Source organism: Nocardia amikacinitolerans NBRC 108937, from assembly GCF_001612615.1.
Lineage (GTDB): Bacteria > Actinomycetota > Actinomycetes > Mycobacteriales > Mycobacteriaceae > Nocardia > Nocardia amikacinitolerans.
In genome coordinates this window covers 17,834-30,827 of the sequence record NZ_BDAU01000016.1, presented here as the reverse complement: position 1 = coordinate 30,827, position 12,994 = coordinate 17,834, and the positions used below count along the sequence as shown (strand labels likewise).

At 67.2% G+C, this 12,994-nt stretch carries 19 protein-coding genes; 16 read left to right on the top strand and 3 right to left on the bottom strand.

Going from position 1 to position 12,994, the window contains the following annotated elements:
- The first annotated feature begins 315 nt into the window (after window positions 1–315).
- The 3 genes from NAM01S_RS14850 to NAM01S_RS14840 are packed head-to-tail and all read left to right on the top strand — an operon-like array spanning window position 316 to window position 2,980.
- Window positions 316–1,320 (top strand): daunorubicin/doxorubicin resistance ABC transporter ATP-binding protein DrrA, encoded by a 1,005-nt coding sequence (locus NAM01S_RS14850; RefSeq protein ID WP_067785364.1) that lies wholly within the window; start codon window positions 316–318, stop codon window positions 1,318–1,320.
- Window positions 1,317–2,135: an ABC transporter permease gene (locus tag NAM01S_RS14845; protein ID WP_067785359.1), complete on the top strand. Its 819-nt coding sequence runs from the start codon at window positions 1,317–1,319 to the stop codon at window positions 2,133–2,135. Before NAM01S_RS14850 ends, NAM01S_RS14845 begins: the two co-directional genes overlap by 4 nt.
- Window positions 2,132–2,980 (top strand): ABC transporter permease, encoded by an 849-nt coding sequence (locus NAM01S_RS14840; RefSeq protein WP_067785478.1) that lies wholly within the window; start codon window positions 2,132–2,134, stop codon window positions 2,978–2,980. The genes NAM01S_RS14845 and NAM01S_RS14840 overlap by 4 nt, the downstream gene beginning before the upstream one ends.
- Window positions 2,981–3,148: 168 nt before the next feature.
- On the opposite strand, the gene NAM01S_RS14835 is transcribed toward NAM01S_RS14840, so the two are convergent.
- Window positions 3,149–4,345: a lycopene cyclase family protein gene (locus NAM01S_RS14835; protein ID WP_067785356.1), complete on the bottom strand. Its 1,197-nt coding sequence runs from the start codon at window positions 4,343–4,345 to the stop codon at window positions 3,149–3,151.
- A gap of 55 nt (window positions 4,346–4,400) precedes the next feature.
- On the bottom strand, window positions 4,401–4,877 hold the full coding sequence (locus NAM01S_RS14830) for a hotdog fold domain-containing protein (RefSeq protein WP_067785353.1): 477 nt from the start codon (window positions 4,875–4,877) through the stop codon (window positions 4,401–4,403).
- A 597-nt stretch (window positions 4,878–5,474) separates the two neighbouring features.
- Here NAM01S_RS14830 and rpsJ point away from each other — a divergent pair.
- The 12 genes from rpsJ (at window position 5,475) to NAM01S_RS14770 (ending at window position 11,736) form a co-directional block, all read left to right on the top strand.
- Complete coding sequence (rpsJ, locus tag NAM01S_RS14825; protein ID WP_003938093.1) at window positions 5,475–5,780, top strand: 30S ribosomal protein S10; 306 nt, start codon at window positions 5,475–5,477, stop codon at window positions 5,778–5,780.
- Between the two features lie 14 nt (window positions 5,781–5,794).
- Window positions 5,795–6,460 carry a 50S ribosomal protein L3 gene (rplC, locus tag NAM01S_RS14820; RefSeq protein ID WP_067785350.1) on the top strand — a complete coding sequence of 222 codons (666 nt, stop codon included), beginning with the start codon at window positions 5,795–5,797 and terminating at the stop codon, window positions 6,458–6,460.
- Window positions 6,457–7,131 carry a 50S ribosomal protein L4 gene (rplD, locus tag NAM01S_RS14815; RefSeq protein ID WP_067785348.1) on the top strand — a complete coding sequence of 225 codons (675 nt, stop codon included), beginning with the start codon at window positions 6,457–6,459 and terminating at the stop codon, window positions 7,129–7,131. Before rplC ends, rplD begins: the two co-directional genes overlap by 4 nt.
- Window positions 7,128–7,433: a 50S ribosomal protein L23 gene (gene rplW / locus NAM01S_RS14810; RefSeq protein ID WP_011207266.1), complete on the top strand. Its 306-nt coding sequence runs from the start codon at window positions 7,128–7,130 to the stop codon at window positions 7,431–7,433. Before rplD ends, rplW begins: the two co-directional genes overlap by 4 nt.
- A 33-nt stretch (window positions 7,434–7,466) precedes the next feature.
- Window positions 7,467–8,303 (top strand): 50S ribosomal protein L2, encoded by an 837-nt coding sequence (gene rplB / locus NAM01S_RS14805; protein ID WP_067785345.1) that lies wholly within the window; start codon window positions 7,467–7,469, stop codon window positions 8,301–8,303.
- 15 nt (window positions 8,304–8,318) lie between these two features.
- Complete coding sequence (gene rpsS / locus NAM01S_RS14800) at window positions 8,319–8,600, top strand: 30S ribosomal protein S19 (protein ID WP_067785343.1); 282 nt, start codon at window positions 8,319–8,321, stop codon at window positions 8,598–8,600.
- Window positions 8,597–8,998 (top strand): 50S ribosomal protein L22, encoded by a 402-nt coding sequence (gene rplV / locus NAM01S_RS14795; RefSeq protein WP_067785340.1) that lies wholly within the window; start codon window positions 8,597–8,599, stop codon window positions 8,996–8,998. The genes rpsS and rplV overlap by 4 nt, the downstream gene beginning before the upstream one ends.
- Window positions 8,999–9,802 (top strand): 30S ribosomal protein S3, encoded by an 804-nt coding sequence (gene rpsC / locus NAM01S_RS14790; RefSeq protein ID WP_067785337.1) that lies wholly within the window; start codon window positions 8,999–9,001, stop codon window positions 9,800–9,802.
- A gap of 3 nt (window positions 9,803–9,805) precedes the next feature.
- On the top strand, window positions 9,806–10,222 hold the full coding sequence (gene rplP / locus NAM01S_RS14785) for a 50S ribosomal protein L16 (RefSeq protein ID WP_067785334.1): 417 nt from the start codon (window positions 9,806–9,808) through the stop codon (window positions 10,220–10,222).
- Entirely contained in the window at window positions 10,222–10,461 is a 240-nt protein-coding gene (gene rpmC, locus NAM01S_RS14780; RefSeq protein WP_011207272.1) for a 50S ribosomal protein L29, read from the top strand. Before rplP ends, rpmC begins: the two co-directional genes overlap by 1 nt.
- The gene (rpsQ, locus tag NAM01S_RS14775) at window positions 10,458–10,727 is read left to right on the top strand and encodes a 30S ribosomal protein S17 (protein WP_067785331.1); all 270 of its coding nucleotides are present in this window, start codon (window positions 10,458–10,460) and stop codon (window positions 10,725–10,727) included. Before rpmC ends, rpsQ begins: the two co-directional genes overlap by 4 nt.
- Before the next feature lie 214 nt (window positions 10,728–10,941).
- Window positions 10,942–11,736 (top strand): phosphatase, encoded by a 795-nt coding sequence (locus NAM01S_RS14770; protein ID WP_067785328.1) that lies wholly within the window; start codon window positions 10,942–10,944, stop codon window positions 11,734–11,736.
- On the opposite strand, the gene NAM01S_RS14765 is transcribed toward NAM01S_RS14770, so the two are convergent.
- On the bottom strand, window positions 11,733–12,290 hold the full coding sequence (locus tag NAM01S_RS14765; protein ID WP_157107747.1) for a YcxB family protein: 558 nt from the start codon (window positions 12,288–12,290) through the stop codon (window positions 11,733–11,735). The genes NAM01S_RS14770 and NAM01S_RS14765 overlap by 4 nt on opposite strands.
- A 271-nt stretch (window positions 12,291–12,561) precedes the next feature.
- On the opposite strand from NAM01S_RS14765, the gene NAM01S_RS14760 reads away from it, so the two are divergent.
- Window positions 12,562–12,993, top strand: coding sequence for an EXLDI protein (locus NAM01S_RS14760; RefSeq protein WP_067785322.1), 432 nt, complete (start codon window positions 12,562–12,564; stop codon window positions 12,991–12,993).
- Window position 12,994 lies beyond the last annotated feature (1 nt).

The window sequence follows — 12,994 nt, the reverse complement described above, 5'->3', positions numbered from 1 at the left end:
CACAGACGAGTGAGTGCGTGTATGCCCCCGTTCAGCAGACTATGGTCGGGCGGCCCCGGCCGACAAGGCTGCGGCACCGCCCCTTCGCTGCCCTTGCCACGCCTCGACCAGCGTCGATCCGGCGTGGCGTGCGCGCGAGGCGTCAAATGTGATGAAGGACACACTTATCCGGGTCCGCGAGTGGGTACTGCGCGGTAGTCGTTCCGGGACGCGCGATGCCGGTAACATCACGCCAGGCGGCAGGGATCACCACCCCGACGCATTCGTGTGCGTCCGGCGATCGGATCGCCGCCCCCGGCCGATAGTGGAGAGTTGATGCCGAGCTTGAACCAAGCAGAATCGCCGGCACGTCCATCGAAAGCGACGGAGCAGGAGCCTGCCGTTCGCGTCGAGGACGTCCGCAAGTCGTTCGGCGACGTGCACGCACTGCAAGGCATCAGCTTCACCGCCGAGAAGGCGAGTGTGCTCGGCATCCTCGGCCCCAACGGCGCGGGCAAGACCACCACGGTCAAGATCCTCTCCACGCTGCTGCGTCCCGACTCGGGCACCGCCGTCGTCGCGGGCCACGATGTGCGCGAGGACCCGGCGGCCGTGCGGCGCTCGATCATGATGACCGGGCAGTACGCCGCGCTGGACGAGAACCTCTCCGGCCGCGAGAACCTCGAACTGTTCGGCAGGCTGATGGGCCTGGGCAGGTCCGCGGCCCGCAAGCGCGCCGACACCCTGCTCGAGGAGTTCGACCTGGTGAGCGCGGGCAAGCGCGCGGTGCGCCAGTACTCCGGCGGCATGCGGCGCCGGGTGGACATCGCCTGCGGTCTCGTCGTGCGTCCGGAGGTGGTGTTCCTCGACGAGCCGACCACCGGTCTGGATCCGCGCAGCCGCCAAGGCGTCTGGGACCTGGTGAACGTGCTCAAGGAGCAGGGCATCACGGTGCTGCTGACCACGCAGTACCTCGAGGAAGCCGATGTGCTCAGCGACAACATCATCGTCATCGACAAGGGCACGGTGATCGCCGAGGGCACCGCCGAGGAACTCAAGGAGAAGACCGGCGGCAGCTACTGCGAGGTGGTCCCGCTCGACACGAAGCAGGTGCTGACCGCCGCGTACGCGCTCGGCGACCTGGTGCCCCCAGCCGTCATGGCCGAACTCGACGGCAGCGACCGGCTCTCGTTCCCGGCCCCGCACGGCGCGACCACCCTGTCGGAGGCGCTGCGCAGGCTCGACAGCGCGGGGGTCACGCTGGCCGACATCGCGTTGCGCAGGCCCTCGCTCGACGACGTCTTCCTCTCCCTCACCGGTCATTCGGGCGGTCACTCGTGACCGCGAGCGCCACCGAACCGGCCGCCGAGGCCGAACTCTTCGCCGAGCTACCTGTCGCCCGGCCGTCGTCCTTCGCGCAGTGGCGGGCGCTGACCGGTCGCGTGGTGAAGACCATGGCCACCAAGGGCGAGCTGATCGTCGCCTTCGTGACGCCGCTGGTGTTCACCCTCGGCTTCTACCTGCCGCTGCGCTTCGTGATGAAGCTCCAGGGCATCGACTACGCGCAGTTCGTGATGCCGATCATCGTGTTGCAGACCATGGCGTTCACCATGCTCTCCAACGCGCAGCTCGCCGCGTTCGAGGCCAGGACCGGCCTCAGCAGCCGCCTGCAGACCATGCCGATCGGCACCCTCGTTCCGTTCACTTCACGGATCTGCGCGGGCCTCGTCCGCTCGGTCACCTCGCTGACCGGCGCAATTCTGTTCGGGTACCTGATCGGCTTCGAATTCAGCGCCGGATTCGGCCAGGCCGTGCTGTTCTGCGCGTTCTCCCTGGCCATCGGCACGGTGCTCGCCATCGGCGCCGACGGTCTCGGCAGCCTCACCAAGAGTCCGGAGCAACTCAGTCAGGCGCTGACCCTGCCGACGCTGATCTTCGGCATGCTGTCCTGCGGCTTCGTGCCGGAGAACAGCTTCCCTGAGTGGATCCAGCCGTTCGTGCGCAACCAGCCCATCTCGCAGTTCTCCTTCGCGCTGCGCGACATGGCGGGCGACGGGGTGAGCTGGGGCGTGCTGTGGGTGCCGCTGCTGTGGCTGATCGGGTTGACGGTGGTGTTCACCCCGTTCGCGGTGTGGGCGAGTGTGAGGCGGTCATGACGGTGACGACGGAGTCCGACGAGAAGGGCACGGAGTTCGCGCCGCTGCCGACGGTGACGCCGCGCTCGGAGCGGGCGATCGGCACCTGGGCGCAGCACAGCCTGTTGCAGTGCAAGCGACTGCTGATGGGGTGGATGCGCGATCCAGCGACCACCATTCAGACGCTGATCTACCCGGCGCTCACCCTGCTGATGTTCGACGTCGTGCTCGGCGGGACCATCACCAGGAACACCGGTATGGACGCCATCTACGGCCAGGTCCCGCTGATCACCCTGGTGGCGGCCATGTCCGGCGCGGTGGTGAGCGCGCTCGGTTTCAAGGTGGAGAAAGCCACCGGACTACTGAGCAGGTTCTGGACCATGCCGATGAACCGGGCGGCGAGCCTGACCGGACGGCTGCTCGCCGAGGCGGTGCGCGTCCTGATCACCACGCTGTTCGTGATCGCGGTGGGCATGACGCTCGGCTTCCGTTTCGGCCAAGGGCCGCTCGCCGCGGTGGCGCTGATCTGCATCCCGGTGCTGTTCGGCATCGGCTTCGCGGTGCTGTGCACGGCGCTCGCGACGCTCACCGAGGGCGTGCTGCTGGTCAGCCTGATCACGATCGTCAACACGCTGCTGATGTTCTTCAACACCGGTTTCGTCCCGGTGTTCGCCTACCCGACCTGGTTGCAAGACGTGGTCGGCAATCAGCCGATGAGCACCGCCATCGATGCCATGCGCGGGCTGTCGGCGGGCGGGCCGGTCGCGGAACCGCTGCTGAAGACGATCGCGTGGACGGTCGGGATGGTCGCCGTGTTCGCGCTGCCCGCGATTCGCGGTTACCGGCGGGCAGCCGAGACCGCTTGACGGAGAACGGGTTCGTTCGACTGATCGATGCGACGCGCCCGTGGTGCGCGGGCACCGGGCAAGCGGTGATCGGCGTGCGGCGAGAGCGAGCGGTGATCGGCGCGCTGCACTGGGTCCAGGGCGGGCGCGAGGACAAGCGGCGTACGGAACTCGGGTCCGACCCCGCCGCTAGTCGACTTCGGTGATCATCGGCTCGCGCGGCCTGGTGAAGTCGTAACCCACCCAGCGGTCGCGGTTCGTCCAGCCGACCAGGTCGTAGCGCCAGCGGAACGGCCAGGTGTGCGCGACGGTGTTGAACAGCACCGCGCCGAGCGCGGCGTAGTCGTCGTGCGCGGTGAGCAGCGCGCGCTGGCCGCGTGCGGACTCGGTGAAGAACGCCTCGAACATGGCGATCGACTGGTCGGTGGTCAGCCTGCCGAGGCCCCACAGTCCGCGCATGCGCATCCAGTAGACCAGTCGCGCCCGCCACGGCCACAGCGCGTCGATCGGGTCGCGGCCCTCGGTCAGCGCCGTGACCGCGGTGTCGACCAGGGCGAGCGAATCGGCGACGCTGTAGCCGGTGCACGGATGCATCATGCCGCCGCGCGATCCGAACGGAATCGCCCGCGCGACGCCCTTTTTCGGCGGCGGCTGATCGAGCGGATAGTGCGCGGCCTCGCTCGGTTCCGTCCCGGTGAGCCGAATGCCGTGGGCGGCAAGCCGGTTCAGCGTCCGCTCGCGGAGCACGTGCTGCGGCATGCCGCAGCGCAGGCCGAGGCTGGTCTCCTCGAAGATCACCGTGCCGTCGCCGATCGGCACCGCGTAGAGGAACGACGGCGGCGCGTCCTGGCCCGCGCCGTTCTCCGGACGCCAGTCCAGCAGCAGCCCCTCGCCCTCGCCGACCATCGGCGCCGCGGTCTCCGCGTCGACGAAGATGCCGTGCGCGCTGGCCGCCCTGCGCTGCCCGAGCGCGGGCAGGCCGCGGGTGTCGAACACCGTGTCGGCCCGCAGCACCGTGCCGTCGGCCAGTTCCACTTCGTGCCCGTCGACGCGAGTGGCGCGGGCGGCGATCACCTCCGCGTCGTCGAGCGACAGCGCGTCGTACAGACCCTGCTTGGACAGCACGCAGTACGGCCGCGGGATGCGGTGCTCGGTCTTCGTCCACACCGTCGGCGCTTCGATGCGGGCCCCGATCGCACTGGGCGGCAACCACTCCGGGAGTTCGTCGACCCAGCAGGAGTAGGTGGGCGGAAAGAGGCGTTCCGGTCGCGGGTCGATCGCGATCACCCGCAGCCCGGCCCGCATCGCCCGGTGGGCAAGTGCCCGTCCGGTCGGACCGAGCCCGACTACGCACAGATCGGCCGCTCGGACCGCACCGCCACTCATATCCGCATTCAATCCGCTGCCGCCGCCGCAGTGCAACACGCCCGGGCCGATGTTCCTACTTCGGCGTGACCCAAGTTGTGATGTCGGCGTGCACGACCTCGAGCCCGTGCTTGTCGTAGATCGACACCGGCACCACCAGGTCCCGACCCTCGGTGATCGCCGCGAAGTCCGGGATCTCGGGCAGCTTCGCCACCGCGCGCAGTCTCGTCTCGGCCTTGGCCAGGTACTGCACGTTCATCGCCTTGGGAATCCACCGGTGCGTGGTCGGCACCGTGGCCTCGCTCAGCATGCCCATCGCCACCTCGGCCAGGTTGCACGCCGCGATGGCGTGGAAGGTGCCCAGGTGATTGTGGATGCCGAACCACTTCGGCGAGGTCACCTCGCACAACCCCGGCTCCAGCCGCACGACGCTGGGCAGCACCGTGCCGAAGTACGGCACCCGCGCCACCATCCCCAGCGAGAACAGCGCGTGCCCCAGCCGGTTGTCCGGCAGCTTCTTCCACCCGCGCAACGTCGCGGTCTCTTTGCTCATGGCGCTATCTTACTCAAAAGTAAGTTCGGTACTCCAGAGGTTCTTCGCGCGCCTCGCCAGGGCGGTAACCTCTGCGTGGAGTGCGGCGGACCTGCGAAGTCGGGGGCCGCGCGGGGGTGATCGGGGTGACAGTGGGGGCGATTTGAAGTGGGTTGGGGGTCTCGGGCATACTGTTCGGGTTGCCTTGCACGGGGTCGTGCCTGTTTCGGTTGAAACGGGGCGTGATCGGCGAGGCGAGCAGTACCCAATCGTGTGCTTCACCGGTTCCCGGTGTGAGTACGTCCGGGACGTTGTTCCGAGCCTGAGATGAAGTTTTCGATCCGGGCCGAGGAATAAGCGGGAAGGCGACACGCCCGACCGCGTGGACCGGAGAACCATGACAGATGAACAGCGGCGAGGATCGGGCGTGCCCGGTCGTGGTCTCCACTGCGTCGGATCATGCCCGAGTGGGAGCCCTGCGTGGTTACGCAGGCTGCCTCCTCCGGGCTTGACCCACTCGGGCTGAGACGTCTTCGTGTGTTCGGGCTGTGCAAATGAGGGTGGTACGGAAGCCCGGCTTCCGGATCACGAAGGAAAGCGGAGAAAAGGACACTTAGCGTGGCGGGACAAAAGATCCGCATCAGGCTCAAGGCCTATGACCACGAGGCGATCGATGCGTCTGCGCGCAAGATCGTGGAGACGGTGACCCGCACTGGGGCCCGCGTGGTCGGCCCGGTGCCGTTGCCGACCGAGAAGAACGTGTACTGCGTCATCCGTTCGCCGCACAAGTACAAGGACTCGCGCGAACACTTCGAGATGCGTACGCACAAGCGCCTCATCGACATCCTCGACCCGACGCCGAAGACGGTCGACGCGCTCATGCGCATCGACCTGCCGGCCAGCGTCGACGTCAACATTCAGTGACGGGGACTCGAGACATGACTGACAACAAGAACCGGCCCGCGGCCGGCATCCTGGGCACCAAGCTCGGCATGACCCAGGTCTTCGACGAGAAGAACCGCGTCGTTCCGGTCACCGTCGTCAAGGCGGGCCCGAACGTGGTCACCCAGATCCGCACGGTGGAGCGCGACGGCTACAGCGCCGTCCAGGTCGCCTTCGGCGCCATCGACCCGCGCAAGGTGAACAAGCCGACCTCCGGCCAGTTCGCCAAGGCCGGCGTCACCCCGCGCCGCCACGTCGCCGAGATCCGGGTCGCGGACGCCTCCACCTTCGAGGTCGGCCAGGAGATCAACGCCGACGTGTTCGAAGAGGGCGCCTACGTCGACGTCACCGGCACCAGCAAGGGCAAGGGCTTCGCGGGCACCATGAAGCGCCACGGTTTCCGTGGTCAGGGTGCCTCGCACGGTGCGCAGGCCGTGCACCGCCGCCCGGGTTCCATCGGTGGCTGCGCCACCCCCGGCCGCGTGTTCAAGGGCATGCGCATGTCGGGTCGGATGGGTAACGACCGCGTCACCACCCAGAACCTCTCGGTTCACAAGGTGGACGCCGAGAACGGCCTGCTCCTGATCAAGGGTGCGATCCCGGGTCGCAAGGGCGGCGTCGTGATCGTCAAGAGCGCCGTGAAGGGTGGTGCGCACGCATGACCAGCCTCGAGAAGAAGGCCAACCTGACGCTGCCGGTCAAGGAGATCGGTGGCAAGACCAACGGCACCGTCGACCTCCCCGCGGAGATCTTCGACGTGACCGCCAACATCGCGCTGATGCACCAGGTCGTCGTCGCGCAGCTGGCCGCGGCCCGCCAGGGCACCCACGCGACCAAGACTCGCGGCGAGGTCTCCGGTGGTGGCAAGAAGCCGTACCGCCAGAAGGGCACCGGTCGCGCCCGCCAGGGTTCGACCCGCGCGCCGCAGTTCGCGGGCGGTGGCACCGTGCACGGCCCGCAGCCGCGCGACTACAGCCAGCGCACCCCGAAGAAGATGAAGGCCGCCGCCCTGCGTGGCGCCCTGTCGGACCGGGCTCGCAACGAGCGCATCCACGTGATCACCGAACTGGTCGCGGGTCAGACCCCGTCGACCAAGACCGCCAAGACCTTCCTGGCCGAGCTGTCGGACCGCAAGAAGTTCCTGGTCGTCGTCGGCCGCGAGGACATCGCCGCGTGGAAGAGCGTGGCGAACCTGCAGAACGTGCAGCCGATCGCCCCGGATCAGCTCAACACCTACGACGTCCTCAACAGCGACGACGTGGTGTTCAGCGTCGAGGCCCTGAACGCCTTCGTTCACGGTCCCGCCGAGGCGGCACAGGAGGAGAGCAAGTGACCACCATCGCCGACCCCCGCGACATCCTGCTGGCGCCGGTCATCTCGGAGAAGTCCTACGGACTGATCGAGGAAGGCACCTACACCTTCCTGGTGCACCCGGACTCCAACAAGACGCAGATCAAGATCGCCGTCGAGAAGGTCTTCGGTGTGAAGGTCACCAGCGTCAACACCGCCAACCGTCAGGGCAAGCGCAAGCGGACCCGCTTCGGTTACGGCAAGCGCAAGAACACCAAGCGCGCGCTCGTGACCATCTCGGCCGACAGCAAGCCCATCGAGATCTTCGGAGGCCCGGTCGCGTAAGCGAGCGGGAATCCAGAAAGCAGAGAAGAACTCATGGCAATTCGCAAGTACAAGCCGACAACGCCGGGCCGTCGTGGCTCCAGCGTCTCGGACTTCGCCGAGATCACCCGGTCCACCCCGGAGAAGTCGCTGCTTCGTCCGCTGACCAAGACCGGTGGTCGTAACGCGCACGGCCGCATCACGACTCGCCACCGCGGTGGCGGTCACAAGCGTGCCTACCGTCTGATCGACTTCCGTCGCCTGGACAAGGACGGCATCCCCGCCAAGGTCGCGCACATCGAGTACGACCCGAACCGGACCGCCAACATCGCGCTGCTCCACTACGTGGACGGCGAGAAGCGCTACATCATCGCGCCGAAGGGTATCCAGCAGGGCACCCCGATCGAGTCCGGCCCGACGGCCGACATCAAGCCGGGCAACAACCTGCCGCTGCGCAACATCCCGACCGGTACCACCATCCACGCGGTGGAGCTGCGTCCTGGCGGCGGCGCCAAGCTGGCCCGTTCCGCGGGCATGAGCATCCAGCTGCTCGGTAAGGAAGGCCCCTACGCCACGCTGCGTATGCCCTCCGGTGAAATCCGTCGCGTCGACGTGCGCTGCCGCGCCACCGTCGGCGAGGTCGGCAACGCCGAGCAGTCGAACATCAACTGGGGCAAGGCCGGCCGCATGCGCTGGAAGGGTCGTCGTCCCACGGTCCGTGGTGTCGTCATGAACCCCGTCGACCACCCGCACGGTGGTGGTGAGGGCAAGACCTCCGGTGGTCGCCACCCGGTCTCGCCGTGGGGTCAGCCGGAAGGCCGCACCCGTAAGCCCAACCGTCCGAGCGACAAGCTCATCGTCCGCCGTCGCAAGACCGGCAAGAAGCGCTGAAGGAGGAGGTAAGAAATGCCACGCAGCCTCAAGAAGGGCCCGTTCGTCGACGACCACCTCCTCGCGAAGGTGGACGTGCAGAACGAGAAGGGCACGAAGCAGGTCATCAAGACCTGGTCGCGTCGTTCGACCATCATCCCGGATTTCATCGGACACACCTTCGCGGTGCACGACGGCCGCAAGCACGTCCCGGTGTTCGTCTCGGAGTCCATGGTCGGACACAAGCTCGGTGAGTTCGCGCCGACCAGGACGTTCAAGAGCCACGTCAAGGAAGACCGGAAGAGCAAGCGGCGATGACGACTGAGACTCAGAACCCCACTGCCCGGGCGACCGCCAAGCACGTGCGTGTCACCCCGATGAAGGCTCGCCGCGTCGTGGACCTGGTCCGCGGCAAGCGGGTCGAGGACGCTCTCGCGATCCTGAAGTTCGCGCCGCAGGCCGCGAGCGAGCCGGTCGCCAAGGTCGTCGCCAGCGCCGCGGCCAACGCCGAGAACAACCTCGGTCTGAACCCGGCCACGCTGGTGATCTCGACGGCCTACGTCGACGAGGGCGCCACCATGAAGCGTTTCCAGCCGCGGGCCCAGGGCCGCGCGTTCCGGATCCGCAAGCGCACCAGCCACATCACCATCGAGGTCGAGAGCGTGCCAGCGCTTAGCAATGCTCCTCGCAGCCGCCGGAAGGGAGGGGCAAAGTAAATGGGACAGAAGATCAACCCCCATGGCTTCCGCCTCGGTATCACCACCGACTGGAAGTCGCGTTGGTACGCGGACAAGCAGTACGCGGACTACGTGAAGGAAGACGTCGCCATCCGTCGGCTGCTGGCCAACGGCATGGAGCGGGCGGGCATCTCGAAGGTCGAGATCGAGCGCACCCGTGACCGCGTGCGGGTGGACATCCACACCGCGCGTCCCGGCATCGTGATCGGCCGCCGCGGTGCGGAAGCCGATCGCATCCGCGCCGAGCTGGAGAAGCTCACCAAGAAGCAGGTTCAGCTGAACATCCTCGAGGTCAAGAACCCCGAGTCGGACGCGCAGCTGGTTGCCCAGGGTGTGGCCGAGCAGCTGTCCAACCGTGTGGCGTTCCGTCGCGCGATGCGCAAGGCCATCCAGTCGGCCATGCGTTCGCCGAACGTCAAGGGCATCCGTGTGCAGTGCTCGGGCCGCCTCGGCGGCGCCGAAATGTCGCGCTCGGAGTTCTACCGTGAGGGTCGGGTGCCGCTGCACACGCTGCGCGCCGACATCGACTACGGCCTCTACGAGGCCAAGACCACCTTCGGTCGCATCGGCGTGAAGGTCTGGATCTACAAGGGCGACATCGTCGGTGGCAAGCGTGAGCTGACCGCCGCGAGTGCTCCGGCAGGCGATCGCGATCGTCCGCGCCGGGAGCGGCCGAGCCGCCCGCGTCGTTCCGGTTCCACCGGCACCACCGCGACCAGCACTGAGGTCGGGCGCGCCGCCACCGCGGTGGCGGACGCCCCGGCAGAGAATCAGGAGGGCTGACGCATGCTGATGCCTCGCAAGGTCAAGCACCGCAAGCAGCACCACCCGAGCCGTTCGGGCATGGCCAAGGGCGGCACGTCGGTGGCCTTCGGTGACTTCGGTATTCAGGCGCTCGAGCCTGCCTACGTCACCAACCGGCAGATCGAGTCGGCGCGTATCGCGATGACTCGCCACATCCGCCGTGGCGGCAAGATCTGGATCAACATCTACCCGGATCGCCCGCTGACCAAGAAGCCCGCCGAGACCCGCATGGGTTCCGGTAAGGGTTCGCCGGAGTGGTGGGTCGCGAACGTCAAGCCCGGTCGCGTGATGTTCGAAATGTCTTACCCGAACGAGGAGATCGCTCGCGAGGCGCTGCGCCGCGCGATGCACAAGCTCCCGATGAAGTGCAGGATCGTGACAAGGGAGGAGCAGTTCTGATGGCTACCGGTACACCGGCCGCAGAGCTCCGCGAGCTCACCGAAGAGGAACTCGTCTCCCGCCTGCGTGAGTCGAAGGAAGAGCTGTTCAACCTGCGCTTCCAGATGGCGACGGGTCAGCTGGACAACAACCGTCGTCTGCGCGTCGTCCGTCACGAGATCGCGCGCATCTACACGGTCATGCGTGAGCGCGAGCTCGGTCTGGCCACCGGACCCGCAGGTAAGGGAGATGCGGCATGAGCGAAAACACTGTGCAGCGCAACCGTCGTAAGGTTCGGATCGGCTACGTCGTTTCGGACAAGATGAACAAGACCATCGTGGTGGAGCTCGAGGACCGGGTGAAGCACCCGCTCTACGGCAAGATCATCCGCACCACGTCGAAGGTCAAGGCCCACGACGAGAACGAGATCGCCGGCATCGGCGACCGCGTTCAGCTGATGGAGACCCGCCCGCTGTCGGCCACCAAGCGCTGGCGTCTGGTCGAGGTCCTGGAGAAGGCGAAGTAGTTCGCCCCTCCGCGGCTCGAGTCTCGAAGGCCCGCTTCCCGCCAGGGAAGCGGGCCTTCGCCGTATTCGGGGTGCGGCGCGGAATGCTGGGGTCGTGCGGTGGCGGGGGTGGGGCGGTAGCGTCGGGGGTGAGATTTCGTGGTCGGCCGAGATGGGTGCCGGGCCGTTCAGGGCGGTGGTGCTTTCGTGGGCTGCGCTGGTTCGAAGGGGTGTAATGGGATTCGAGCGGGTGTCGCGGGGGGAGCTGCGGGAGCATGTGGTGCGCAGTGGGATCGCGGGGGAGGTGGCGACGCCGCGGGAGGGGAACCTGCGGCATTACGGGCGGATGGTGGCCAAGGATCCGGGGTTTCAGTTCGGGTTGCGGTTGCGGGATTGGTCGTTCGACGAGACGTTGGCGATGATGGCGCGGCTGTGCGGGGTGAATCCGAACCCCGGATACACCTGGGGCGTCGACACCATCGATCCTGATCTCACGCTCGACGCGTTGGACGCGATGGGGGAGCGCATCGGCGCCGCGGCCGCCGAGCGCGCGACCGTGTTGCTGGCGACCGGTCATCCGGACACGCTGCTCGGCGTGTACCGAGCGATCGAGGATGCGCTGCGCGCCGCCGGTTGCACCGTGCTCACACCCGCGGCCGGATGGTCGTACGAGCCGCCGCTCTGGGAGCCCTCCCGGTATCGCGAAATCGCCTACGCTTCGGGCGTCGCCGCACTGGTCGGCGCGGACGGCCGATGGCGGCACACGCACGATCCCGACCCGATGCGCGCGGCGCTCGCCGAACTCGACGGCGAACTGCCGCGGCTGGTCGTCGCCGATCACGGCTGGGCGGGCGCCGCGGGTGAGGCGGGCATCGAGACCGTCGGCTTCGCGGACTGCAACGATCCGGCGCTCTTCGCCGGTCACGACGAAGGCAAGATCGCGGTCACCGTCCCGCTCGACGACGGTCTCGATCCCCTTGTCTACCAGCCGCTTACGGCGTATCTCTTGCAGCGCGCTCGCCTCGCTTAGTCTCGTTTCGTCGCGACAAGGAGGATGGTCAGGGCGGGGGCGGGGACGAGTTGGCGCGGCATCGCGTAGCGCATACCGAGGCCGAAGTAGAGCACGATGGCGTCGCTGAAGACGATGACCTTCTTGATTCGGGCGTAGGGCACAGTGCTGTGTTCGATCGGGGTCCACAGCTCGAGAAACTCGCCGTGGTAGTGGGCGACGAGGTAGGCGCCGGGGAAGCTGTAGCGCTTTTCCATGGGGGACGGGATGGTCGTGCGCAGACCGAGGGTGCAGGCCGCGACGATCAGATTGGGCACGGTGCAGGCGAGGAGCACGCCGAACCAGCCGATCGGGTAGGTGCCGGGGTCGGACCAGGAGGTCTCGGCGTACCTGCCGATGATGTACGTGCCGATCGATAGGCCGGAGACGAGGACGATCCAGAGCTTGGTGCGCCACACCGTGAGGGTGTTGGCGCGGCCGAGTCGTTGCGCGGTCGTCACGTCCGCGACGTGATCGGCGGCGACCAGGCAGGGGCTGCCGGTCGGAGTCGCGTCCGGGTGGTGTGTCGAAATCATCTGGGTCTCCGTATTTCTCGCCGCCGCGACATCCATCGGCCATCACCATCGATCGGCGGGCTTGCGGAGTGGTTAAGACCGGCTTCGAGCGTCGCGGACCACTTGCGCTATACGTATACATCTACTTATAGTGTGTCGGTACCGAGTGCCGAGGAACGCGCGCGACATCATCCACAACCGCACAGCATGGGACTACGACGGAGCGAGTGAGGGGTCCGTCGCTAGTTGAGCCATGCCTGTATGCGCATTCACGAATGAGGACGGGGACATCATGACCAACGATCAGCAATCCGCCGAGCCTGCCCCCATCGACATGGACAAGTCCGATGATCTGGAGGAGATCGTGCTGAAGGTCGGGCCGGGTGGCGGGCGCCTCCAGCGCTTCCACGGCCGGCGGCTCGCCGAGGCGCGGCAGATCACCAAGGACGGCGCCGAGGTGGTGCGGGTCTATCGCAGCCGCAAGGGCAAATACGTTGTGCAGCGCCAGTTCACGGACTGGTCGGCCTTCGCGATGTTCACCGACTGGACCAGGGACTGGAAGAAGTGGCGCTCCATGTTCGGCATCGGTAGCCAGGACTGGGGCGATTTCACCGTCACCGTGGTGGATTCGGTGGCGGAATTGCGAGAACTGGTGCCCGACAAGGTCTACCGCACCGTCACCGATATAGCCCAGCACGGCCGTCTCCAAGATCTCGACATCTGAG

Excerpts from the sequence above, each read along its gene's own strand:
- NAM01S_RS14850 (WP_067785364.1), top strand. The coding sequence starts at position 316 with ATGCCGAGCTTGAACCAAGCAGAATCGCCGGCACGTCCATCGAAAGCG.
- NAM01S_RS14840 (WP_067785478.1), top strand. The coding sequence starts at position 2,132 with ATGACGGTGACGACGGAGTCCGACGAGAAGGGCACGGAGTTCGCGCCG.
- NAM01S_RS14835 (WP_067785356.1), bottom strand. The coding sequence starts at position 4,345 with ATGAGTGGCGGTGCGGTCCGAGCGGCCGATCTGTGCGTAGTCGGGCTC.
- NAM01S_RS14830 (WP_067785353.1), bottom strand. The coding sequence starts at position 4,877 with ATGAGCAAAGAGACCGCGACGTTGCGCGGGTGGAAGAAGCTGCCGGAC.
- rplC (WP_067785350.1), top strand. The coding sequence starts at position 5,795 with ATGACTGACAACAAGAACCGGCCCGCGGCCGGCATCCTGGGCACCAAG.
- rplD (WP_067785348.1), top strand. The coding sequence starts at position 6,457 with ATGACCAGCCTCGAGAAGAAGGCCAACCTGACGCTGCCGGTCAAGGAG.
- rplB (WP_067785345.1), top strand. The coding sequence starts at position 7,467 with ATGGCAATTCGCAAGTACAAGCCGACAACGCCGGGCCGTCGTGGCTCC.
- rpsS (WP_067785343.1), top strand. The coding sequence starts at position 8,319 with ATGCCACGCAGCCTCAAGAAGGGCCCGTTCGTCGACGACCACCTCCTC.
- rplV (WP_067785340.1), top strand. The coding sequence starts at position 8,597 with ATGACGACTGAGACTCAGAACCCCACTGCCCGGGCGACCGCCAAGCAC.
- rpsC (WP_067785337.1), top strand. The coding sequence starts at position 8,999 with ATGGGACAGAAGATCAACCCCCATGGCTTCCGCCTCGGTATCACCACC.
- rplP (WP_067785334.1), top strand. The coding sequence starts at position 9,806 with ATGCTGATGCCTCGCAAGGTCAAGCACCGCAAGCAGCACCACCCGAGC.
- rpmC (WP_011207272.1), top strand. The coding sequence starts at position 10,222 with ATGGCTACCGGTACACCGGCCGCAGAGCTCCGCGAGCTCACCGAAGAG.
- rpsQ (WP_067785331.1), top strand. The coding sequence starts at position 10,458 with ATGAGCGAAAACACTGTGCAGCGCAACCGTCGTAAGGTTCGGATCGGC.
- NAM01S_RS14770 (WP_067785328.1), top strand. The coding sequence starts at position 10,942 with ATGGGATTCGAGCGGGTGTCGCGGGGGGAGCTGCGGGAGCATGTGGTG.
- NAM01S_RS14765 (WP_157107747.1), bottom strand. The coding sequence starts at position 12,290 with ATGATTTCGACACACCACCCGGACGCGACTCCGACCGGCAGCCCCTGC.
- NAM01S_RS14760 (WP_067785322.1), top strand. The coding sequence starts at position 12,562 with ATGACCAACGATCAGCAATCCGCCGAGCCTGCCCCCATCGACATGGAC.